Here is a 24,868-nt window from a genome sequence, read left to right as displayed (position 1 = left end):
GTTATCCTAATTTTGGACCTGCCGCAACAAGAGCTTTACCTTCTTCATTATCGGTATATTGAACGAAATTATTGATAAATCTAGCCGCCAAATCTGTTGCTTTGGTTTCCCATTCTGAGTCATCGGCATAAGTATCTCTTGGATCCAATATCGCTGAATTTACATCGTGTAATTGTGTGGGGATTTCAAAATTGAATACTGGAACCTTTTTTGTAGTAGCTTTTTCAATAGAACCATCTAAAATGGCATCTATAATGGCTCTTGTATCTTTGATGGAAATGCGTTTTCCAGTACCATTCCAACCTGTGTTTACCATATAAGCCGTAGCTTTATGTTGTTCCATCTTTTTTACCAATTCTTGTCCATATTTTGTAGGATGTAAAGATAAAAATGCTTTTCCAAAACAAGCCGAAAAGGTAGGTTCAGGTTGCGTAACTCCTCTTTCAGTACCCGCTAATTTTGCTGTAAACCCTGATAAAAAATAATATTTTGTTTGTTCGGGTGTCAATTTAGAAACTGGTGGCATTACCCCAAAAGCATCTGCAGTTAAGAAAATAACTTTTGTAGCATGTCCCGCTTTTGAAACCGGACGAACAATATTGTCAATATGGTATATCGGATAAGACACACGTGTGTTTTGGGTAACCGAACCATCCTTAAAGTCGATTTTTCCTGTGGCATCTAAAGTAACGTTTTCTAGAAGAGCATCTTTTTTAATGGCCCCAAAGATATCTGGCTCATTTTCGGCACTCAGGTCTATAGTCTTGGCATAGCAACCGCCTTCAAAATTGAACACTCCCGAATCGTCCCATCCGTGCTCATCGTCTCCGATTAATTCACGTTTAGGATCAGTAGATAACGTTGTTTTACCCGTGCCTGATAAACCAAAAAATACCGCTACATCGCCAGCTGCACCTTTGTTAGCAGAACAGTGCATGGAGGCCATTCCTTTTAAAGGTAAATAATAGTTCATCATGGAAAATAACCCTTTCTTCATTTCACCGCCATACCAAGTACCGCCAATTAATTGAATTTTCTCGGTTAAGTTAAACGCAACATATACTTCCGAATTCAATCCGTGGGCCGCATAGTCTTTAAAGCTTGTTTTTGAACCGTTCATTACTATAAAATCTGGTTCGCCAAAATTATCCAATTCGACTTCCGTGGGGCGAATAAACATGTTTTTGACAAAATGTGCTTGCCAAGCAACTTCCATGATAAAGCGAACTTTTAATCGGGTGTCTTCGTTAGCACCACAAAAAGCATCTATAACATATAATTTTTTTCCAGAAAGTTGCTTAATCGTGTTTTCTTTTAACGCATTCCATGTAGTTTGAGAAATGGGTTTGTTATCATTGGCTGCTTTTTCAGAATGCCACCAAACTGTATTTTCGGTAATACCATCTTTTACGATATATTTATCTTTTGGAGAGCGCCCGGTAAATTCTCCTGTCATTACATTAACTGCTCCAAGTTCTGATAATTGCCCTCTTTCAAAACCTTCAAGTGACTCGTTTAATTCTGCATCATATAATACATCATACGAAGGATTATAGATTATTTCCGCTGCATTTACGATTCCGTATTTTTCCAACGCAATCGATTTCGTAATTTGGGCATTTGTATCCATAAATTGTTGTTAAGTTGTGTTTTTAATTAAAGTGCAAAATTATAAATTAAATTTTAGATAGCATTTAAATTGTTAGTTTTTTACATAAAATCGAGTAAAACAAGTAGCCCCAGGCTGAAATCAATAATACGCCACCGATCGGAGTAACCGGTCCAAGAAATTTTGTTTTCAATTGCGTAAGCTCATTTGTAGCTAATAAATAAATGGATCCCGAAAAAAAGAGTACACCCGAAAGAGTCAACCAAAAAATAACGAAACGGTCTTTTTCTTGTAACATAGAAAAGGTTCCAATAAAGAATAAAAATAAAGCGTGGTACATTTGATAGCGCACCCCAGTTTCAAAAGATTGCAATTGGGTTTCAGTAAGTACTTTTTTTAATGCATGTGCACCAAAAGCCCCTAAGATGATTGCTGTTAATCCTAATACAGCAGCTGTCAAAAGAATTTTTTTATCCATTTGTTTACTATTTGCTCCAAAGGTAGTAAAAGTTTTAGCCTTATTTGAGGATATAAATCAGAAAAAAACTTTTATAAATATAACATTTTATTATCTTCGTGTTATATTTTTATTAATCGTAACAGATGAAACACATATTAGTCATTGGTGCGGGCCGTTCTGCATCATCGCTTATAAAATACTTGTTAGACCACTCGGAAAAAGAACAATTGTACATTACGATTGGTGATTTATCTATAGAATTAGCGCAACAAAAAACTAATAATCATAAAAATGCAACAGCCATTGCTTTTGATGTTTTTAACGAAGATCAACGAAAAGCAGAGATTCAAAAAGCTACTGTTGTAATTTCAATGTTACCCGCCCACCTGCATATTGAAGTTGCCAAAGACTGTCTTACTTACAAAAAACACATGGTTACAGCGTCTTATATTAGTCCGGCTATGTTAGAATTAGATGAAGCAGCAAAAGCCAACGGTTTAATTTTTATGAATGAAGTAGGTCTGGATCCAGGCATTGATCACATGAGTGCGATGAAGGTCCTTGACGAGATTAGAGATCAAGGAGGAAACATCATTTTGTTTGAGTCCTTTTGTGGGGGGTTAGTAGCTCCAGAAAGCGACACAAATTTGTGGAACTATAAATTCACTTGGAACCCTAGAAACGTTGTCCTTGCAGGTCAAGGAGGCGCTGCGAAATTTATTCAAGAGGGTACTTATAAATACATCCCATATTCTAAATTATTTAGACGAACTGAGTTTTTGGAAGTGGAAGACTTTGGTCGATTTGAGGCCTATGCCAACAGAGATTCATTAAAATACCGCAGTGTTTATGGCTTGGACAACGCCTTAACCTGTTATCGAGGTACGATTCGAAGAGTAGGTTATTCTAGAGCTTGGGATATTTTAGTACAATTGGGCATGACCGATGATTCCTACATCATTGACAATTCTGAAGACATGACGTATCGTGAATTCACCAATTCGTTTTTACCCTATCATCCAACAGATACCGTTGAAATCAAATTGAGAGCCATTCAAAAAATTGACCAAGATGATGTTATTTGGGATAAATTGGTTGAGCTGGACTTATTCAACCCGGCCAAAAAAGTAGAACTAGTAAAGGCAACCCCTGCACAAATTTTAGAAAAAATATTAGTCGAAAAATGGGCTTTACAACCCGAAGACAAAGATATGATTGTAATGTACCACAAAATTGGTTACGAATTACATGGTGAAAAAAAACAGATTGATGCAACCATGGTTTGTATTGGTGACGATCAAACCTATACTGCTATGGCAAAAACTGTTGGATTACCCGTAGCAATTACAGCTTTAAAAATCATCAATAAAGAAATTACAACACCTGGGGTTCAATTACCGATCAAAAAAGATGTTTATCAACCCATATTGAAAGAATTGGAAAGTTATGGGGTTGTTTTTAAAGAAAAGGCCGTTTCTTATTTAGGATATAATCCGCTGAACGTGAAAAATTAACTCTTATGTAATACTGCAAAAAAAATCCGTCTCAAAAGTGAGACGGATTTTATTATTTTTAATTATCTTTTAATCTCGCGAACCTAATATTCGTACAGCCCAATATAATAAAGAAGCTAAAGCACCTAATGCTGCCACGACATAGGTTCGAGCGGCCCATTTAAGAGAATCCTCAGCCCCTGCAAATTCTTCTTGGCTCAACATGTTTTTATTTTTTAACCACGCCAATGCTCTGTTACTGGCATCATATTCAACCGGAAGCGTAATAAAACTAAACACCGTTGCAATAGCCATTAACACTAAACCTGCCACCGCTACATAAAATCCGATTCCTGATTTAGAAGCAAAACCTAAAATTAAGCCACCCATAATCAACCACTGCGACATGCTGGAAGAAACGTTAACCATTGGAACCATTTTAGAACGCATGGTCAACCACTGATAGGCTTGTGCGTGTTGAACCGCATGACCAACTTCATGAGCGGCAACAGCTGCGGCGGCAGCATTTCTTTGGTTGTAAACCGCTTCTGATAAATTAACGGTTTTATTTACCGGGTTGTAATGATCGGTAAGTTGTCCAGGTGTAGAAATTACTTGCACGCCTCTGATACCATGGTCGGATAACATTTTTTCGGCAATTTCGGCACCACTCATACCATTGCGCAGGGTTATTTTTGAATAATGCGCAAATTTATTTTTTAAACGATTACTAACTAGCCAACTCGCTAGTGCAATGACGCCAATCATTAGATAATATCCTAACATATTTTTTGAATTTAAAAATTTAAAGTTACAAAATTAGTATCAAATGGCAAGCCAAAATAAAACAATGACAACTTGGCATTCTACTGTATTATGTAAAGCTAATCAAAACAAGTGCATTGGAAAAATTAAAAAAGAACCAAGCCTACCAATAATCGATTATTACCACTTTCTTTAACCGTATTGTTTATAGAAGCGTAATCCGATTTCCACTTCCCATTTGTAAATGAAAACTCATACCCAACATTCAATCTCAACTTATAACTTTTGTTACGGAATAGATATAAAGAAGCAGAAGGTCCCACATAAAACAGCTGATTTCTGAGTGAAATAAGCCCTCCATTATCATTTGGATTTAGATTGTTAAAATCAACGGTGTTACTTCTTGAGTACAAATCAACTTCCGTTGAAGTTCCAGCAAGACTCAATCCTGTTGTAAATGCAATTTTTTCCTTATTAATTAAATTATAATGAAACCGGAATCTCCCCGTAAAGCCCATGTCTTTGTTTTTGGTCGTTTCATTCGCCTCTTCATTTTGTGAAAAACCAAATTCCATGTCTCCTGAATATTTTTTTCCAAAAATATTCATCCCTACTTGAAATTCGGGACGGGTAGTGTTTAATTGAACTACATTTGAGGCAACTAGTTTTTGATTGAGATTGAATTCATCATGAAATTGCAACCCAAAACCAAAATAAACCTCCGCTGTTACTTTGAATTTTTCTTCATCCTTGCTAACCTCTTCTTGAGAATAACTATAAAATACAGTAGACAATGCAACTAATAAAATGATCTTTTTCATATGTTTTAATTTATAAGTTTTAGCAAATTTCGCAAATAAAGGTACATTCTTTGTGAAAAAAATCTTAAAAAAATTACCCTACCAAATTAATAATTTTACCCGGTACTATAATCACTTTATTGGGCGTTCTGCCTTGTAATTGCGCTTGTGTTCTTTCATCAGCCATAACAATTTCTTCGATTTGAGTGGCGGTTAAATCCAAAGGTAACGTAATTGTAAATCGCATTTTACCGTTAAACGATACGGGATATTCTTTTTCAGATTCTACCAAATACTTTTCTTCAAATTTAGGAAAAGGAACCCTTGAAACAGAACCTTCATAACCTAAAGCATTCCACAATTCCTCTGCAATATGGGGTGCATAGGGAGAAACCGAAATAGCCAATGGTTCTAAAATCGCACGATGGTTGCACTTTAATTGTTGTAATTCATTGACGCAAATCATGAATTGAGATACCGAGGTGTTGAAGGAAAAATTTTCAATATCTTCAGTCACTTTTTTGATCGTTTTATGCAACGACTTGTACATCTCGGCAGTTGGTTCATCATTGACCACAATCACACCATGGTCGTCAAAATACAAACGCCATAATTTCTTCAAGAAACCATACACCCCTGTAATTCCAGCAGTATTCCAAGGTTTTGCTTGTTCTAAAGGCCCTAAAAACATTTCATACAAACGCAGGGTATCTGCTCCATATTCGTTACAAATATCATCTGGATTAACCACGTTAAACTTTGATTTTGACATTTTTTCGACTTCGCGTCCGACAATAAATTTATCATTTTCTAAAAGGAAATCGACCTCTCTATAGGCGGCATACAAAGGATGGGCTTTGAATTTTTCGATATCCAATTCATTCGTAATATCATTAATACACGATAAATCCACATGAATGGCATGCACAGTTTTTCCTTGAATCAATCCCTTAGAATATAACGTTTTAGCATCTTCACTTCGGTATACAAACGCACTCATTCCCAAAATCATTCCCTGATTGATCAGTTTTTTGAATGGTTCTTCAGTAGGTGCATAGCCTCTGTCTTTTAAAAATTTATTCCAAAAACGTGAATACAATAAATGTCCGGTTGCGTGTTCGCTTCCGCCTATGTATAAATCTACACTTTCCCAATATTTTAAAGCTTCTTCGCTTGCAAAGTTGTTTTCATTTTGCGCATCCATATAACGCATCCAATACCAAGAAGAACCTGCCCAACCTGGCATAGTGTTCAATTCTAACGGAAATACGTTTACATTATCTATCAACTCACAACTCACAACTCCCGCCTTTTCAACGTCCCACGCCCAAACGGTTGCGTTACCTAATGGCGGTTGGCCGTCTTCGGTGGGTAAATACTTTTCAACTTCTGGCAAAGCAATTGGCAAGTATTTTTTATCAATCATTTGTGGCAAGCCATTCACATAATATACTGGAAAAGGTTCACCCCAATAGCGTTGGCGAGAGAAAACGGCATCACGTAAACGGTAATTTACTTTAGCATTTCCTGCACTTATATTTTCTAAAGCTTCGATGGCTTTTTTCGTTCCGTTTTTGTAATCTAATCCGTTTAAGAAATCAGAATTTACCAATTCGATTCCGCCTTTTTCACTGTAAGCGGCTTCAGAAATATCTTGGTTGAAAATATTTTTTATTTCGGGCATTCCGAACGTCCCTTTGAAGAAATTTGCAAATGCATAATCACGCTCATCACCACAAGGAACCGCCATTACAGCTCCCGTACCATACCCAGCTAATACGTAATCGCCAATCCAAACTGGTATTAGTTCTTGTGTAAACGGATGTTCAACATAAGCCCCTGTAAATACACCTGAAATGGTTTTTACATCGGCCATTCTTTCACGTTCACTTCGTTTTGCTGTGGCATCTACGTAGGCATCCACCGATGCTTTTTGTTCTGCACTGGTAATTTGTGACACCAATTCGTGCTCAGGCGCTAAAGTCATAAATGTAACACCAAAAATGGTGTCAGGTCTTGTGGTAAACACTTCAACTTGAAACTTGGAACCCGAAACTTGAAACGTTACGGTAGCTCCTACTGATTTCCCAATCCAGTTTCTTTGTGATTCTTTGATCGATTCACTCCAATCGATTTCGTTTAAACCTTGCAATAAGCGTTCGGCATAAGCTGATATGCGCATGCTCCATTGCGTCATTTTTTTACGAATTACAGGGTGACTCCCTCTTTCGGAAAGACCATTAATAATTTCATCATTAGCCAATACAGTCCCTAATGCTGGGCACCAGTTTACTTCAGTTTCGGCCAAATAAGTTAGTCGGTATTGCAATAGTATTTTTTGCTGATGTTCCGATGAAAAAGCGTTCCAATCAGCCGCAGAAAAAGGCACGATGTTATCGTCACAAACGGCAGTAACATTTAAATTACCATTCTTTTCAAATTCTTGTAGCAACGTACAAATGCTTTCTGCTTTATCGGTGACTTTGTTGTACCAAGATTCGAATAATTGAATAAAAATCCATTGGGTGTGTTTGTAATAATCTGGATTGGAAGTACGTACTTCTCTGCCCCAATCAAACGAAAACCCAATTCGATCCAATTGCTCGCGGTAACGTGCTATATTTTCACGTGTGGTTTTTTCGGGGTGTTGACCCGTTTGAATGGCATATTGTTCTGCGGGTAAACCAAACGAATCATAGCCTTGCGGATGCAACACATTAAACCCTTGATGTCTTTTATAGCGTGCCACGATATCTGAAGCAATATACCCTAGAGGATGTCCCACGTGTAAACCTGCACCCGATGGATACGGAAACATATCCAAAACATAGTATTTAGGTAATGGGTTTTGCGCATTAGGTTCTTGAGCTTTAAATGTTTGGTTTTGAGCCCAATACTGTTGCCATTTGGCTTCGATTTTTTCGTGGAAATATTTCATTTCAATTATCTATAGTCTGTTTTCTGATTTTCATTGTCGGTATAACCGAAAAATAAAGTGCAAATTTACGTTTTAAATCTCAAAGTTGAAAGGGATTAAATTTTAGATAAGAATTCGATATTCATTCAAATATATCCGTAACTTTTTTGAAAAGTAATTTGATTATTCTCTACTTTTGTACTACTAAAACTCATAAAAATGAAAGTAGCCGTAGTGGGCGCTACCGGAATGGTAGGCGAAATAATGCTTCAAGTATTAGCAGAACGAAATTTTCCAGTAACCGAATTGATTCCGGTTGCGTCGGAAAAATCAGTGGGAAAAACCATTGCATGGAAAGGTAAAAACTATAGTGTGGTTAGCTTACAAAGCGCTGTAGAATTAAAACCTGAAATTGCTTTATTTTCTGCTGGAGGCGAAACCTCATTAGAATGGGCACCAAAATTTGCTGCAGCCGGAACTACTGTTATTGACAATTCTTCGGCATGGCGAATGGACGAAACCAAAAAATTAGTCGTTCCAGAAATCAATGCATCGGATTTAACGCGAGAAGATAAAATTATTGCCAATCCGAACTGTTCTACTATTCAAATGGTGATGGCTTTAGCGCCATTACATACAAAATATCACATCAAACGTATCGTAGTTTCAACATACCAATCCATCACTGGAACTGGAGTAAAAGCAGTTCAACAATTGGAAAATGAATATGCCGGAATTCAGGGCGATATGGCCTACAAATATCCTATTCACAGAAATGCCATTCCACAATGCGACAGTTTTGAAGCCAATGGTTACACCAAAGAAGAAATGAAATTGGTACGTGAAACGCAAAAAATATTAAACGATAAAACCATAGCGGTTACTGCAACAGCCATTCGAATTCCGGTCGTGGGCGGACACAGTGAAGCGGTTAACATTCAGTTTGAAAATGATTTTGATATGAATGAAGTCCGTCAAATGTTACATAATACACCGGGAGTTACTGTACAAGATAATTTAGATACGTTTACCTATCCGATGCCTATTTATGCACAAGGGAAAGACGATGTTTTTGTGGGAAGAATTCGAAGAGATGAAAGCCAACCCAACACCATTAACATGTGGATTGTTTCCGACAACTTGCGAAAAGGAGCGGCTACGAATACGATTCAAATTGCAGAATACTTGATTGCTAATAATCTGGTATAAAGTATTTTAAACACATAGACATCTGGTTTATTGAACAGATTATGGATGATTCATAAAATAACCACTAACTAGCGAATTACGTCCATCAAAACTTAAAAAAGCGTTAATTAGTAAATTGAATTATTTCATTCCTCTAAAAGCAGTATCTTTGCTATAGTGAAAAAGAAATTATTATATATAAACATCGGTTTGATACTTGCTGTATTATTTGCGGCATGTTATCAATCAGTGCATGCTTTTTCGCACGAACACCCTCTTACAACAGCATGTTGTGACGACTCACATCATTTGTCGTTTAAAACGTCTGAAAAAACGGTTACCGAAAGCGAAGATTGTCCGGTTTGTGATTTTAAATTTGCGGCTTTTGTAACACCAGAAAATCTTCATTTTGACTTAATTCCTTCGTTTTACGAAATTCCGTACCAATTCAATAGTACTGAAACTTGTATTACGTTTGAAGGAAATTCGTTCTATCTTCGAGGCCCTCCTTTTTTAGTTTAAATAATTTATTACGATATCATTACCAAAAATAATGATACTTTGTGTTACATTTAAACTAAAAGAAATGCGATTATTATCGATATCCTTGTTCTTTTTGGTTGGCTTTTTCGGATACACTCAAGTTACTATAACTGGCGTTATTTCTGATGAAAAAGGTTTGCCAATAAGAGATGCTCACGTACACATTGCCAATAAAACTACTTCAACAGATGCTTATGGAAGTTATCGTTTATCAGGCATTCCAAAAGGAAAACAAAAACTCTATATTTCGTTTATAGGATATTCTGTTATTGAAGAAATTATCGAAATTTCAAATGATTTGACTATAAATCGTCTATTGAAATTAGATTATACCAAATTGGAAGAAGTGACCATTCAACAACATTCCAATTCAAAAAGTGAAAGTAGTGATGAACACGTTTTAAAGCGTGCCGCCCTTGAAAAATATAGCAACCAAACCTTAGGTGAAGCTTTGAAAGAAGTTACAGGCGTTTCCATTTTAAAAACTGGAAGTACTATTGTAAAACCAGTAATTAATGGGTTGCATAGCAATCGTGTGCCAATTATCAATAACAATGTTCGGTTAGAAGACCAACAATGGGGAGCCGAACATGCGCCTAATTTTGATATCAATTCGGCTGGAAAAATCACGGTAATAAAAGGCGCCTCAGCTTTGCAATATGGTGGCGATGCAATTGGTGGGATCGTTGTAATCGAACCCGAGATTATTAAAAAAGATACATTGGTTGGAAAGACAATTTTCAATGCAGCCTCCAACGGAATGGGTGGTAGTTTGAGTTCGTCTATTCAAAAAGGGAATTCACTGGGTTGGAGTTGGAATGCTCTGGGAACTTTCAAATATTTAGGTGATAGAGAAACGCCTGATTATGTGTTATCAAATTCTGGAAATCGTGAACAAAATTTTTCGGGAGGCATTCGATTTGCTCAAGAAAAATATAATTTCAATGCAACGTACAGTTTTTACAATGCACAAATTGGAATTTTAAAAGCGTCTCATATAGGAAATGTAACTGATTTGTACAATTCCATCAACAACCAACAACCAAGTGTAATTGATCCATTTACTTATTCGATTGATGCACCAAAACAAGAAGTACAACATCATTTAGCCAAAATTAATTACCAACGTTGGCTCCATAAAAACACGTCGGTTGATTTGCAATATGCTTTTCAATTCAACAATCGCTTGGAATTTGATGTTAGAAGAAGTAGTGCCAACAATGATAAAGCGGCATTAGATTTAGAATTGGCAACGCATACTTTTTTAATGGACTACAAAACCATTGTTGGAAATTGGAGATTCAAATCGGGCTTGAATTTGAGCTATCAAAATAATTTTGCGAATCCAAAAACGGGTGTTCGACCATTAATTCCGAGTTATGAAAAATTAGATGCCGGTTTGTATGGAATTGCCGTTTACAAATTGGATAATGCCACTTCGATAGAATCGGGAATTCGTTATGATTTTTCGAGTATCGAAGCTACTAAATATTATTTAAAATCAAGATGGGTTGAACGTGGTTATGATGCCGATTTTTCTCATTTTATTGTAGGAGAAGAAGGCAATCAATGGCTCACAAAACCAACTTTTAATTATCATAATTTTACGGCAAATATTGGATTTAAAAAGCAATTGCATCATGAAATGGAATGGTTAGCAAATATAAGTTTGGCTTCTAGAAATCCAAATCCGTCCGAACTATTTAGTGATGGATTACATCATTCAACGGGTCAAATAGAGTTAGGGGATTTGCGGTTGGAAAAAGAGCAGGCGTACAAGTTAAATACCACTATAAAAAAAGATTGGAAATCGTTTCAAGTACAATTGCATCCATTTGTTAACCGAATTTCAAATTTTATGTATTTGCAGCCTATTGGTTTTGAAACCACAATTCGAGGAGCTTTTCCGGTTTGGGAATTTAAACAAACAGAAGCTATACTCACAGGTTTTGACGCTAACACAATATGGGCCATGTCACACCATTTTTTACATGAATTGAGTTTGGCCTACGTAAACGGACAAAATCTAAGTACTGACGAGTATTTAATTGACATACCTCCGTTTGTAATCAATAACAAAATTCAGTATAAAAATGAAACCTGGTTCAATTTCGTATCCGAATTAAAAAGTGAATTGGTTTTTAGGCAAAACCAATTCCCCAACTACGATTTTGAAGCCAATATTATCGTCAATAATGCGTTAACACCGGTTTTAGTTACTATTAGTTCCCCACCAAAAAGCTATCATTTGTTGCATTTTTACAGTGAGATGAAATTCAAAATCAATAAAAGAAACAGTATAACCACTTCTTTTAGTATTCAAAATATACTAAACACAACGTATCGAGATTACCTTAATCGTCAACGTTTTTTTGTAGACGAGATGGGGAGAAACTTTCAAATTCAATTAAAATTTAATTATTAAAAAATCAAAACATGAAAAATTTAAAACTTATCGCCTTTTTCGTAATTCCAACCTTATTTTCAACTTCGTGCTCAAATGATGATGCTCCTGTTAATGAAGAAGAAGTTATTACTACAGTAACCACAACGCTAAGTGGAGGGGGACAAATTATTACATTAACCTCAAGAGATTTAGATGGTGATGGTCCAAATGCTCCTGTAGTAAGTGTATCTGGAAATTTAGTTGCAGGTCGCACGTATTCGGGTTCCACCACATTTTTGAATGAATTGGAAAATCCGGCAGAAGACATTACTGGAGAAGTTGAAGAAGAAGGAACAGATCATCAAGTTTTTTATCAACTTCCGTCTTCTATTGGAACCGTAACGTACTCCGATACTGATACAAATGGGAGACCCGTTGGCTTAAACTTTACATTAGTAGCTGGTACTGCTGGCTCGACAGGAACTTTAACGGTAACTTTGAGACATTTGCCAAATAAAACTGCTTCAGGTGTTTCAAGTGGTAGCATCACAAATGCAGGTGGTAATACAGACGCTGCAGTTACTTTTTCACTAGCCGTAAACTAAAAAATCAAGTCAAATTTGTCAAAAACGACTGAAATTTCAGTCGTTTTTGTTTTTTAACAAATCATTCAACCCTTTTTGAATATCTTTGTTTTCCAATCAACACTTATTTATATGAAAAAAACAATAACCATAACCGCTATTGTTTGTACACTTTTTATGAACGCACAAACAAAAATTACCTATCCTGAAACCAAAAAAATCGACCACATTGACAGCTATTTTGGTGAAAATATTAACGATCCATACCGTTGGTTAGAAGACGACCGAAGTTCCGAAACTGGGACTTGGGTAAAGATGCAAAACGATGTAACTTACCGTTATTTGGCTACTATTCCATTGAGAGACCAACTCAAATCTAGAATGGAAAATTTGTGGAATTATGAAAAAATTTCAGCGCCATTCAAGGAAGGTGATTATACGTATTTTTATAAAAACAACGGGCTACAAAATCAATCGGTTCTCTTTAGAAAAGATAAGAATGGGAAAGAGGAGCTTTTTTTAGATCCCAATACTTTTTCAAAAGACGGTACTACTTCTTTAGGCGGTATTAGTTTTAGTAAGGATGGTAGCTTGGTGGCTTATGAAATTTCCGAAGGAGGAAGTGACTGGAGAAAAGTCATCGTGCTGGATGCCAAAACAAAGAAAATTATCGGCGATCCCCTTGTAGATGTTAAATTTAGCGGCATTGCATGGTATAAAAATGAAGGGTTTTATTATTCAAGTTATGACAAGCCCGTTGGAAGTGAATTGTCTGCAAAAACTGACCAACATAAATTGTATTACCACAAATTAAAAGCGGCTCAAAAAACGGATAAATTGATTTTTGGTGGCGATATCAAAAGAAGGTATGTGGGAGGAAGTGTTTCAAATGATCAAAACTTTTTGTTTATTACAGCAGCCAATTCTACCTCTGGAAACGAGTTGTATTATTTAGATTTATCAAAACCGAATAGTAAAATCGTAACCTTAATTGATAATTATGAAAACGACAACGATGTTTTAGACAATAAAGGTTCTAAAATTTATTTGGTAACGAATTTCAATGCCCCAAACAAACGAGTGGTGACATTTGATCTTTCAAATCCATCAAAAGAGAACTGGAAAGATTGTATTGCTGAAACCGAAAACGTTTTGAACCCCAACACAGGAGGCGGATCTATCTTTGCTAGTTATATGAGAGATGCGGTTTCGTTCATCAAACAATTTGATTATGATGGTCATTTGATTCGTGAAGTAGTATTGCCAGGCGTTGGAACGGCAGGAGGATTTGGTGGAAAAGAAACAGAAACGACTCTATATTTTTCGTTTACCAACTATGTAACACCAAATACAATATATACTTTTGATGTACAATCGGGAAAATCGGAAATGTTTCAACAACCAAAAGTTGATTTTAAATTTGGTAATTACGAGTCCAAACAAGTGTTTTATACTTCAAAAGACGGCACAAGAATTCCGATGATCATTACTTACAAAAAAGGAACCCCGTTGAACGGAAAAAACCCTACCATTTTATATGGCTATGGTGGATTTAATATAAGTTTAACGCCATCTTTCAGTATTTCTAATGCAGTTTGGTTAGAAAACGGCGGTATTTATGCTGTCGCCAATTTAAGAGGTGGCGGTGAATATGGAAAAAAATGGCACGATGCTGGGACTCAATTAAAAAAACAAAATGTGTTTGATGACTTTATTGCGGCTGCCGAATATTTAATCCAAGAAAATTATACCTCATCGGATTATTTAGCGATTAAAGGAGGATCTAATGGTGGATTATTAGTTGGCGCTGTTATAACACAACGTCCCGAATTGATTAAAGTAGCCTTGCCAGCCGTGGGTGTTTTGGACATGTTGCGTTACCATACTTTTACTGCTGGAGCGGGATGGGCTTATGATTATGGTACAGCGGAACAAAGTGCTGAAATGTTTGAATATTTGAAAAGATATTCACCCGTTCACAATGTAAAAGCCGGAATAAAATACCCAGCAACTTTAGTAACAACGGGCGATCATGATGACCGTGTTGTACCGGCACACAGTTTCAAATTTGCGGCCGAATTGCAGGCCAAACAAGCTGGCGAAAACCCAGTGATGATTCGAATTGAAGTGAATGCAGGACATGGTGCTGGAAAATCAGTTGCAGCAACCATTCAAGAAAACGTTGACATGCAAGCCTTTACCCTTTACAATATGGGAATTAAAGAATTGAAATAAAAAGTTAATATATAGATAAAAAGAGCCTTCGGGCTCTTTTTTTATGCAGAAAAACGTATGATTCGTAATTACTATTTAGATATACAAGCCAACAATAAAACTTTCACTAGCCTGTTTTTTGTAATACTTAAAAACTGAAATTTAAAAAGTTTATGAAGAAGTAAATGCTACTCGTAGCTCATTTTAACGCCAATTAACAAAAGCAAAATTCATTAACTCTTTACCCTTTTTTGCTCGTCTTGTGAAGCACCCGTTTGTCTAACTTTCAAGTTATCGCCTTTACTAAATCTATACGAAAAAGTAAACGTAACAACTCTCGAATCAAACAAGCTATACCATGAAGCATTTGCATTTGCAATGTTTCTAATTTGCCCTTCTATTTGATTGGTATAAAAAACATCCGATGCATTAAGTTTTATGACACCTTTATCTTTTAATATTTTTTTTGACACCCCTGCTCTTACTGAGCCCACAGGAGATATAAAGAATTGTCCTGATAATAACCCATTTTGATACTGTCCAGATAATTCTGCACTCCATGTATCATTTATTTTAAATTGATTTGTTGGCATAATTACCCAATTCCAATTACTATCATCAAGCTTTTCTGTATAGACATCACTTTTATAAATAGCATTTAAATAAGAAGTATATAAATTTAGAGTCCACCACTTCTTAATTTTAAACACCCCATTAACAGAAATTCCGTACGAAATCTCCGTATCAAAATTACCGGGTCGACTGTAGTAAATATTTCCTCTTTGCTCATTTGTCTCGGAAATTACATCATTTGTATAACTATACATTAAAGTCGTAGTTAAATAATTTTTAAAAGTGTGTGATACATCAACATTATAAGAAAATGTAGGTTTGATGTATGGATTTCCGCCATAAAATGTGAATCTATCAATTGGATATGTAAACGGGTTTAAGTCTTTATAGTTAGGTCGATTTATTCTTCTTCCCATAGAAAGTCCCATAACATGTTTCTGAATTGTATCTAATTTATATTGAACAAAAACAGTTGGAAACAGATTCGTATACTTTATATGAAATGTAGAATCTGCTACAACAAGATTACCAGCTTGGTACCCTTTAATATTTGTATTTTCAAGACGTAATCCTAATTGAATTGAAAATTTAGTAAACTCTTTTGCATAATTTACATACGTAGCATTTATGTTTTCTTTGTATGAAAAATCATTAGAAAAATCATAATTTGGCGTACGTACTTCGTCAACTACATCTTCAAAGTTGGCAACATTTCTTGTGCGAACAAAACTAGATTTTACACCTAAATCTAATTTTCCTCCTTTAATTTTTATTCCTGTATAATCAATATTTGCTGTATTTATCTTAATATTTGAAGGTAATTTTGAAACCAACTGATTTGAATCAACTAACTGATCATTTGAGTTAAATGTTCTATTCCATAAGTTTTGAGTAATATTAGAATCATAAGAAATATTATCTAAGTTAACGGCAATTTCTTGACCTGATTCATTTAACTTATGATTCATGTTTAAATTAAAACTACTATTTTTAAAGTCAACTTCCATAGGATTCTCTGATGAAATCGTGTTGACTAATTGTCTATCTCCATCAAAAACAGTAGCAATATTTGAAGTGTTTCGCTGAGATGGATTTGAAAAACCGTTCCAAACTATTCCAAAGGTTGTTTTTGAAGTCGCATAAAAGTCGGTTCCTATCTTGAATGAATTGTTCTTGGAATTTGGAGTAATATATGAATTTTGTGTGAATACGGAACTTAAGTCTCCAGCGGGAGTAAAATAATTTCTAGTTATGGTTAAATCTTGAAAACTTTTATTTTGTCCACTATTCAAGTTGGTAAAAAAATTCCATTTTTCAATTCGGTAATTTAAATTAAAACTATTATTTGTTCTTCCATATTTCCCTTGCCCATAGGATAAATTGACACTGCCATTTGTTCCTTTTACACTATTTTTCTTAAGAATGATGTTTATAATTCCTGCATTTCCAGCAGCATCATACATAGCTGGTGGATTATTCATAATCTCAATTCGCTCAATTTCAGATGCTGGAATAGCTTTCAGATAACTTACTAAATCATCAACAGATAGATTTGTTGGTTTGTTATTTATGAGCACCATTACTCCATTCTTACCTCTTATAGCAATGGAATTATTAAAACCAATGGTAACGGATGGTGCCTTTTCAAGGACTTCAAAGGCAGACAACCCTGCATTAGTTATTAATGCATTAGGATCTACAATAATTCGATCTGCTTTTTGTGCTACAAATGATTTTTGAGAAGTAATTACGACTTCATTGAGTGCCTCAACTTGTTCTTCAATTAAAATTGCGGGGAGTATTACTTCAGAACTCGTACCAGCAGTAAAAATTTGAGATATTTTTTTCTTATAGCCCATCCCCTGAATACTAATTCTAAATGAAGTAACCTTAACCTGGTTAAATTCGAATTTTCCTTCGTTATCGGTAAAGGCCGCTTTGATAGTTTGCTCATTGTCAGATGCTACAAGAAAAACGGTTACGCCAAATAATTTTTCATTCTGATCATTTACAATTTTTCCTTTAATATCTATATAATTTTGACCATTAGAATGAATAGCAAATAATAGAACAGACAATACTAGCAGTACTTTTTTCATATTTCACATTTTAAAACTAAAAGCGATTATCGCCATCGAGCATCCTGCCCAATCCGCCTAAAAGACTTCCTTCTTCCCTACTACTCCCTCCAGCTTTTGGCGCAGAAGCAATAATTCGATCTGCTAATCGTGTAAACGGTAACGATTGAATGTAAACAATACCTGGTCCGCTAAGGGTTGCAAAGAAAATACCTTCGCCACCAAATAAGGTGTTTTTAATACCTCCAACAAATTCGATATCATAATCTATGTCTTTAGTAAAACCTACTAAACAACCTGTATCAACCCGTAAAACTTCTCCTGATTGCAATTCTTTTTTGGCTAATGTGCCTCCTGAATGTACAAATGCCATACCGTCACCTTCTACTTTTTGCATGATGAAGCCTTCACCCCCAAACAAACCTGTTCCTAATTTTTTAGTAAATTCGATCCCTACTGCTACCCCTTTGGCAGCACATAAAAACGAATCCTTTTGGCAAATAAATTTACCGCCAAATTCTTGTAAATCAATCGGAACAATCTTTCCAGGATAAGGCGAAGCAAATGACACTTTACGTTTTCCAAAATCGATATTTTGATAGGCTGTCATGAACAAACTTTCCCCGGTTAAAACACGTTTTCCAGCCGAAAGTAGTTTTCCAAAAATACCGCCTTCTTGCTGACTTCCATCGCCAAAAATAGTTTCCATTTTAATGCCGTTATCCATCATCATAAAACTTCCCGCTTCTGCTACTACAACTTCCTGCGGATCCAATTCAATTTCAACATATTGCATTTCTTCACCATAAATATGGTAATCAATTTCGTGTGCTTTCATTTGTATTTATTTTTTAGGTATAGGTCGACAGTACAAATAAAACGTTACGAAAAGCGCCGTTTATTTTAAAGTGTATTTTCTAATGATGGCATTGAAAAGACGGTAGCCCAATACGCTGCGGAGCAAACGCATGAAATTTGCATCAAACCCAATTGTATACCTTCTGAATTCTCGGTTGGGTTGTGAAGCAATTTCGAATAATTTTTGAGTAATAAGTGGGGTTAGATTTGTGTTTTTATTCGATTTCTTATGCAATAAATCGGTTACCTTTTTCATCAGATCATTGTAAGATTTAATGGAAGTTGCTGGTGACGTCGTTACGCTTTTTTGGAACGAAGTAGGTGCGTTTCCAAATTGCACCGTACACACCTTAATATTCAAATCATACAATTCATAAGCCATGCATTCTGAAAAACTTTCTACGGCCTGTTTTGTGGAATGGTAAAAACTGCCTAAGGGCAAATTAACCAACCCTGCAATCGAAGAAATGTTAATGAATAAACCACTTTTTTGGGCTCTAAAAACGGGAATATATGCCCGACATACTTTAACTACGCCAAGCCAATTGATGTTTACAATCGCATCAATTTTTTCATCTTCCGAGAGTTCTACAAAACTTCTGTATCCCACACCAGCATTGTTGATGATCACATCAATATTTTTGTGGTCTTGGGCGATTTTTTGTTGGGCCAATCGAATACTTTCCGTACTCGTTACGTCAAGTTCATAGCATGAAATCGTTGGGTACGCTAACAAATCATCGGCCTCTGCAAGCGAAAGCATTGTCGCGATAACATTCCAACCTTTTTGGGCAAAAAACAATGCCGTTTGTTTTCCTATGCCTCTAGCTGCTCCCGTGATGAGTACTGTTTTTTTCAATAGCCTGGATTTAATATTTAAGTTCGATCATGCGAATGTACCGCGAAATTTTGGCTTTTCTCCGGTTGATATAAGACGATGAATTAGACGCTTTGTATTTTCTTGGATTGGGCAAAATAGCTGCTATACCTGCTGCTTCATATCGCGTGAGGCTAGAGGCATCTTTTCGGTACCAATGTTTTGCAGCCGCTTCAGCTCCGTAAACGCCATCGCCCATTTCAATACTGTTTAGATACACTTCCATGATGCGTTTTTTTCCCCAAACCAATTCGATCCAAACGGTATAATAGGCTTCCAACCCTTTACGAAGATAACTTCTGCCTTGCCACAAGAACACATTTTTGGCGGTTTGCTGAGAGATGGTACTACCGCCTTTGATTTTTCTTCCGCTTTGATTGCTTTTGAAGGCTTTTTGCATGGCTTCAAAATCAAACCCCCAATGGTCAAAAAAACGTCCGTCTTCACTAGCAATAACCGCTTTTTGAAGGTTTAAAGAAATTTCGTCGAGCGGCACCCAATCGTGACTACAGATCATGTCTCTGCCTTCTTTTTTATGTTCCATGGCCCGAATACCCATTAAAGGTGTGAACGGAACGGGTACAAATTTGAACAACAAAACAATTAAAAAGTTAATCCCGTTGAACCATAAAAAGGCCAACCATACGAAGCGTTTTATTTTTTGACCTGTAGTACGTTTTACCCCAGGTTTTGCCGTTTTATTTTGTGTTATCTTTTTTGCCATATATAAAAGCTTTGCTTTTTTGGTTTCAGGTTTAAAGTTTCAAGTTAAAGCCTGAAACAATTTATATCAAATCTGCTACTTCTTGTCCAATTAAACTCCCTATTGCTACTCCCATTCCTCCCATACGCACCCCACAATATACATGATTTGATAGTTGTTGGACGATAGGATTTTTATGCGTTCCCATGCCCATAGTGCCGCTCCAGCGGTGTTCAATTTCATAGGATTGCTGGGGTAAAATTACATTTTTTAATACGTCTTCCAAACGATTCTGAATTCGATCAGTGGTTTCGTGTGACGTAGTTGTTTCCCCTTCAAAATCTAAATTTCGACCCCCTCCCAAAAGAATTCGATCGTTTATGTTCCTGAAATAATAATAGCCCCTGTCAAGGTGAAAGGTTCCTTTGAGGGCTAAATTGGGAATCGGTTTGGTAATCAAAACCTGAGCTCTTGCCGGTTGCACTTGGTTATGGGTCAATTGGGCCGCGAAACCATTTGTGGTAAACAGCAATTTGTTTGTCTTGAATGTAATTCCGTTGGTTGCTACCTCAACAGCCTCATTCAATTCTTGATGATGGGTTACGGTTTGACTGTTCAAAATTAAAATGTCGTTTTGATGGGCTTTTTTGAGTAAAGCTTGCATCATATTGCCCGTATCAATTTGTGCTTCAAACGGATTAAAAATAAGCTGTCCTGTAATGCCTGAAAATTGAAATCGATTGCCTTGATTTGAAAAAACATCCGATTTAAAATGCGGTTGCAGGAGTTCGTTGATGAACGGCATTTTCTGCATACATTCCTCGTAGAACAGTTCGTCTTCCTTTAAAAACAGTTCGTAGCCGCCATAGGATTTTAAACTCAGTGCTTTATCGCCGAGGTTTTTTCGAAGCAACTGCAAACCGGCAAAGCGTTTTTGAATCAGTTGTACTACAGTATCTTCGGAGTGGGTTTCTAAGTCGTCAATGATTTCAGACAAGCTTCCAAAACAAGCAAAACCGGCATTTTTTGTACTGGCGCCTTGGGGCAAAACTCCTTTTTCAAGCACTAAAATTTTAGCCGTAGGAAAACGTTCGCGCAACGCTAGAGCGGCATGCAACCCTACAATGCCACTGCCTACGATGGTAAAATCGACGTTAGTAAACCAATTTTTTATTTCCCAATAACTGAGTTGCATATGCTATAGTACTTAAAAAAGTAAATGTAAGAATTTGTTTTTTATTGTGGACAGAATCATTTTAGAATTCCCGTATAACTAATTTAACTTACAAAAAGTGCTAATTATTTAAAAAATTGTACTGATGTTTTGTTTTTTAAATAATTTTTGTAGTTTTGGTAAAATTAACGCCAGAAATTTTTGTTCAATAGATGTGATCTAAGAATAATAATTAGGGCAAAAAATAAATGGTGGAAATAATAGATCAACATTTCGTAGAAATTAGTCGCGAATAATAGAAACGAACCCTTGCAAGGATGTTAACTATTTTGGAAATCAGTAGGGCGGTACACTTCATTTAAAACCAACAGTTACCTAAAGCTGTCGTCCTTTCGTAAAACCGAATGAATAATAGGGTAAACTAGTTATTATGAAAAAATTATTATTAAAAAGTGGTGCAATTCTATCATTAATTGCACTTTTGTTTAGCCTAATGTCTGTAGCAGAAGTTAACAGCGCTGGTAGACCCTTTTGGGGAGATGTAACTAATTGTAGAAAATATACAGATGAATGCTGTATTATGACCGAATGTAGAACAAAAACCTTTGTTTTTTGGCTTGAAGTAGCAGATTCCGGATGGCAATGGACCGGTTCAGATTGTAGTGGGTGTCTTTAATTATTAAAAGTGTAATCCTCAAAATGAGGATTACACAAATTTATTCCTATGAAAAATATTTATCTTTTTGTAACAGGATTTTATTCTATGGTAGGCATATCTCAACAACATATAAAATTTAGAGATAGTTTAACTAATGAACCAATACCTTTTGTTCATTTATATTCAAATGACCAAAAAAAGCACATTATTTCGGATAGCTTAGGCACAGTTACATTTTACAATATTATTGACGACACTTTAAATATTCGTGTTATAGGATATCATGATAAAAAAATAACGGAAATTAGTACTAAAACTGTATTCCTCACTCCGAAAATAGCTACATTAAAAGAAGTTATTGTTACGCAATCTAAAAATAAATTTTTACACCAGATAAAACCAGATTTTTATTTTGACTTTGGTACTAAAAATTCAATTTCATTAATTAGAATTGAGAACTCTAAAGTAATTAAAATAAAAAATATTGGCTTATTTGTGAAAAAAAAACCAAAAGGAAACTTTATTAGGCCCCATATTTATATATATAAAAATGGTAAATTATCAAAATTATTGGACACCACTATTTTAAATTATTACTATAAGAAAAATATAGTATTATTTAACCTTGAAAAATTAAATCTAATAGCTGATTCTGACTTATACATTGGCTTTGAATTTCTTGAACCAATTGAAATAGGGAGAATTACTAATGAGAATAATTTATTTATATACTCCATTGCTAAAGATAAATTGATCGAGCTACAAAATAATACTACAAGTATGTCCTTCTTTATTGAAAAATACTAGTTAAAGATATTAAATTACAAGGATTTAAATTAGATATATCTATTAATCTCCTTATGATTCTGTCTTTCTCCTTGCCTTAATGGCTTTCATGATCAAAGGAAACGACGTAATGGCTATTAAAATCAGAATAATAGTTTCGATGTGTTTTTTCAAATCGATGCCAAATTCTTCGTTGAAAAAGGCATACAAATAATGCCCGGCAAACACGAGTATAAAAGACCATAACAACGAACTCAGCACGTTAAAAAGCATGAATTTACTTTTGGGCATGTGCACAATTCCCGCAATTATAGGGACAAAGGTGCGAACTACCGGTAAAAAACGGGCAAAGATGATGGCTTTTCCGCCGTGTTTTTCGAAAAACTCTTGCGATTGATAGAGGTATTTTTTCTTGAATAATAAACCGTCTTTTCTATTGTATAAACCCCTTCCACTGGTAGCGCCAAACCAATACCCAAAAATATTTCCGATTATTGCCGCCAGAGAAATGGCAAGTGCAACTACGGTCACATCCGAATACGTCTCTGGGATGAACCGCAAAGGAGCTGCTAATTTTTCGGCATAGATTCCCGATAAAAACAACAAGCTATCGCCCGGTAAAAAGAACCCCGCAAAAAGGCCTGTTTCGGCAAAGACAATGAACAAAACAACATAAATTCCAATAGGAATACCCCCCACTTCCATGGTAATATAAAATTCAGGATTGAATAATTGGGTCCAATGGAAATCGTTCATACTATGCTTCTGGATTAGTTTCCCATTTGTCAATTGCAGCAGTAGCCAAGGCGTTTCCTAACACATTGGTCATACTTCTCGCCATATCACAAAAATGGTCAATGGGTAAGATTAAGGCAATTCCTTCTGGCGGAATACCAAACATGGCACAGGTGGCAACTACGACGATTAATGACGCTCTGGGCACACCGGCTACACCTTTACTGGTTAGCATCAGTACCAACAACATGGTCAATTGTTCGCCCAATGACATATCTATACCATACACTTGCGCAATAAAAATACTGGCAAACGTCATGTACATCATACTTCCGTCAAGGTTAAAAGAATAGCCGAGCGGCAAAGTGAAGGACACAATTTTAGGTTGGCACCCAAAACGTTCTAATTCTTCTACCATTTTTGGAAAAACAGCTTCGCTACTGGTGGTTGAAAAAGCAATTAACAACGGACTTTTGATTCGTTGAAGCAAGACAAAAAGTCGTTTGCCTAAAATGAGATACCCCACCGCCAATAACAACACCCACAAGGCTAAAATTCCTACGAAAAATGCCCCTAAATATTTTGCATACAATGTAAAAACTTCGAAACCATGTTTGGCAATGGCACTGGCCACGGCTCCTAAAACCCCTAATGGGGCAGTCCACATGATATAACTAACCATTTTTAATACCACATGAGAAACGGTATCCAACAGTTTAATAATTGGTTTTGCTTCTTTTTTACTAAAGGCCGCTAAAGCCACTCCAAATAAGATGGAAAAAATTACAATTTGCAGAATTTCGTTGGTTGCAAGGGCTTCAAACAAACTCCTAGGAATCACGTGTTTGACAAATTCTTCCAATGAAAATCCTTTGGTATTTTCTAACAATTCTGTGGCACTTGAAGTATCTTCTAATTTGATGGTAGTCCCTTTTCCGGGTTCGAAAAAGTTAACCAAAACCATTCCTAACACTAAGGAAATTAAGGATGCCGAAACAAACCAAGCCATCGCTTTTCCGCCGACTCTTCCCACCATTTTCATGTCGCCCATTTTAGCAATTCCCACGACTAAAGTAGAAAAAACCAAAGGCGCAATAATCATTTGCACCAATCGAATAAAGATGGTTCCTAATAGTTTTATATTTTTTGAAAAGGATTCAATTGCATCGGGAAATTGATAATGCACTATTCCCCCCAAGGCCACCCCAATAATGAGCGAAATAATGATTAATATAAATAGTTTATTATTCTTCACTTTTATAAATATTTTAGAATGTGAAAATAGGCATATTTTTTTAAAAAAGTACTACATCCCCTATCGATTTATATTTATTTTATATAAAAAAAGCGATTTCAAATGAAATCGCTTTTTTATTATTCTTGATCTTTCATGACAAAAGATTCCATAAATTTTGTGGTATAATTCCCCGCTACATAATCCGGTTCTTCCATTAATTGTCTGTGGAA

20 protein-coding genes are annotated in these 24,868 nt (G+C 35.7%); 8 read left to right on the top strand and 12 right to left on the bottom strand.

Annotation, left to right across the window (positions count from 1 at the left end):
- Position 1 precedes the first annotated feature (1 nt).
- Together pckA and ACIQ6Z_RS02800 are read right to left on the bottom strand one after the other, a co-directional pair.
- Positions 2–1,630 (bottom strand): phosphoenolpyruvate carboxykinase (ATP), encoded by a 1,629-nt coding sequence (pckA, locus tag ACIQ6Z_RS02805; RefSeq protein WP_396209418.1) that lies wholly within the window; start codon positions 1,628–1,630, stop codon positions 2–4.
- A 64-nt stretch (positions 1,631–1,694) separates the two neighbouring features.
- Complete coding sequence (locus ACIQ6Z_RS02800) at positions 1,695–2,141, bottom strand: DUF423 domain-containing protein (RefSeq protein WP_396209425.1); 447 nt, start codon at positions 2,139–2,141, stop codon at positions 1,695–1,697.
- Positions 2,142–2,212: 71 nt separating this feature from the next.
- Here ACIQ6Z_RS02800 and ACIQ6Z_RS02795 point away from each other — a divergent pair, with 71 nt between their 5' ends.
- Positions 2,213–3,583 carry a saccharopine dehydrogenase family protein gene (locus ACIQ6Z_RS02795; RefSeq protein WP_396209417.1) on the top strand — a complete coding sequence of 457 codons (1,371 nt, stop codon included), beginning with the start codon at positions 2,213–2,215 and terminating at the stop codon, positions 3,581–3,583.
- A gap of 69 nt (positions 3,584–3,652) precedes the next feature.
- Here the strand turns inward: ACIQ6Z_RS02795 and ACIQ6Z_RS02790 are convergent, their stop codons facing one another.
- The 3 genes from ACIQ6Z_RS02790 to leuS form a co-directional block, all read right to left on the bottom strand.
- Positions 3,653–4,348, bottom strand: a complete 696-nt coding sequence (locus ACIQ6Z_RS02790; RefSeq protein ID WP_396209416.1) for a zinc metallopeptidase — start codon at positions 4,346–4,348, stop codon at positions 3,653–3,655.
- Positions 4,349–4,473: 125 nt separating this feature from the next.
- Positions 4,474–5,148: a hypothetical protein gene (locus ACIQ6Z_RS02785; RefSeq protein ID WP_396209415.1), complete on the bottom strand. Its 675-nt coding sequence runs from the start codon at positions 5,146–5,148 to the stop codon at positions 4,474–4,476.
- A 73-nt stretch (positions 5,149–5,221) separates the two neighbouring features.
- Positions 5,222–8,065, bottom strand: a complete 2,844-nt coding sequence (leuS, locus tag ACIQ6Z_RS02780; protein WP_396209414.1) for a leucine--tRNA ligase — start codon at positions 8,063–8,065, stop codon at positions 5,222–5,224.
- Between the two features lie 198 nt (positions 8,066–8,263).
- Here leuS and ACIQ6Z_RS02775 point away from each other — a divergent pair, with 198 nt between their 5' ends.
- From ACIQ6Z_RS02775 to ACIQ6Z_RS02755, 5 genes are all read left to right on the top strand, one after another.
- Positions 8,264–9,253 carry an aspartate-semialdehyde dehydrogenase gene (locus ACIQ6Z_RS02775; protein WP_396209413.1) on the top strand — a complete coding sequence of 330 codons (990 nt, stop codon included), beginning with the start codon at positions 8,264–8,266 and terminating at the stop codon, positions 9,251–9,253.
- Positions 9,254–9,442: 189 nt separating this feature from the next.
- A complete protein-coding gene (locus ACIQ6Z_RS02770; RefSeq protein ID WP_396209412.1) occupies positions 9,443–9,754 on the top strand; it encodes a hypothetical protein in 312 nt (103 codons plus the stop codon).
- A 64-nt stretch (positions 9,755–9,818) separates the two neighbouring features.
- Complete coding sequence (locus ACIQ6Z_RS02765) at positions 9,819–12,200, top strand: TonB-dependent receptor plug domain-containing protein (protein ID WP_396209411.1); 2,382 nt, start codon at positions 9,819–9,821, stop codon at positions 12,198–12,200.
- 11 nt (positions 12,201–12,211) lie between these two features.
- Positions 12,212–12,766, top strand: a complete 555-nt coding sequence (locus ACIQ6Z_RS02760) for a type 1 periplasmic binding fold superfamily protein (protein ID WP_396209410.1) — start codon at positions 12,212–12,214, stop codon at positions 12,764–12,766.
- Positions 12,767–12,877: 111 nt separating this feature from the next.
- Positions 12,878–14,980, top strand: a complete 2,103-nt coding sequence (locus ACIQ6Z_RS02755) for a prolyl oligopeptidase family protein (RefSeq protein ID WP_396209409.1) — start codon at positions 12,878–12,880, stop codon at positions 14,978–14,980.
- A 212-nt stretch (positions 14,981–15,192) separates the two neighbouring features.
- Here the strand turns inward: ACIQ6Z_RS02755 and ACIQ6Z_RS02750 are convergent, their stop codons facing one another.
- The 5 genes from ACIQ6Z_RS02750 to ACIQ6Z_RS02730 form a co-directional block, all read right to left on the bottom strand.
- Entirely contained in the window at positions 15,193–17,631 is a 2,439-nt protein-coding gene (locus ACIQ6Z_RS02750) for an outer membrane beta-barrel protein (protein WP_396209408.1), read from the bottom strand.
- Between the two features lie 16 nt (positions 17,632–17,647).
- On the bottom strand, positions 17,648–18,448 hold the full coding sequence (locus ACIQ6Z_RS02745) for a TIGR00266 family protein (RefSeq protein ID WP_396209407.1): 801 nt from the start codon (positions 18,446–18,448) through the stop codon (positions 17,648–17,650).
- Positions 18,449–18,508: 60 nt separating this feature from the next.
- On the bottom strand, positions 18,509–19,327 hold the full coding sequence (locus ACIQ6Z_RS02740) for an SDR family NAD(P)-dependent oxidoreductase (protein WP_396209406.1): 819 nt from the start codon (positions 19,325–19,327) through the stop codon (positions 18,509–18,511).
- 10 nt (positions 19,328–19,337) lie between these two features.
- Positions 19,338–20,069: a monofunctional biosynthetic peptidoglycan transglycosylase gene (gene mtgA, locus ACIQ6Z_RS02735; protein WP_396197454.1), complete on the bottom strand. Its 732-nt coding sequence runs from the start codon at positions 20,067–20,069 to the stop codon at positions 19,338–19,340.
- A gap of 61 nt (positions 20,070–20,130) precedes the next feature.
- Positions 20,131–21,243, bottom strand: a complete 1,113-nt coding sequence (locus ACIQ6Z_RS02730; RefSeq protein WP_396209405.1) for an NAD(P)/FAD-dependent oxidoreductase — start codon at positions 21,241–21,243, stop codon at positions 20,131–20,133.
- A 409-nt stretch (positions 21,244–21,652) separates the two neighbouring features.
- Here ACIQ6Z_RS02730 and ACIQ6Z_RS02725 point away from each other — a divergent pair, with 409 nt between their 5' ends.
- Entirely contained in the window at positions 21,653–21,898 is a 246-nt protein-coding gene (locus ACIQ6Z_RS02725) for a hypothetical protein (RefSeq protein ID WP_396209404.1), read from the top strand.
- Between the two features lie 48 nt (positions 21,899–21,946).
- Positions 21,947–22,687: a hypothetical protein gene (locus ACIQ6Z_RS02720; protein ID WP_396209403.1), complete on the top strand. Its 741-nt coding sequence runs from the start codon at positions 21,947–21,949 to the stop codon at positions 22,685–22,687.
- A 51-nt stretch (positions 22,688–22,738) separates the two neighbouring features.
- Here the strand turns inward: ACIQ6Z_RS02720 and ACIQ6Z_RS02715 are convergent, their stop codons facing one another.
- A complete protein-coding gene (locus ACIQ6Z_RS02715) occupies positions 22,739–23,422 on the bottom strand; it encodes a DedA family protein (protein WP_396197457.1) in 684 nt (227 codons plus the stop codon).
- A 1-nt stretch (position 23,423) separates the two neighbouring features.
- Positions 23,424–24,656 (bottom strand): dicarboxylate/amino acid:cation symporter, encoded by a 1,233-nt coding sequence (locus tag ACIQ6Z_RS02710; RefSeq protein WP_396209402.1) that lies wholly within the window; start codon positions 24,654–24,656, stop codon positions 23,424–23,426.
- Positions 24,657–24,868 lie beyond the last annotated feature (212 nt).

This window comes from Flavobacterium sp. (assembly GCF_044376915.1).
Taxonomy (GTDB): domain Bacteria; phylum Bacteroidota; class Bacteroidia; order Flavobacteriales; family Flavobacteriaceae; genus Flavobacterium.
The sequence above is the reverse complement of the archived record's forward strand: the minus strand, read 5'-3'. Positions and strand labels throughout refer to the sequence as shown.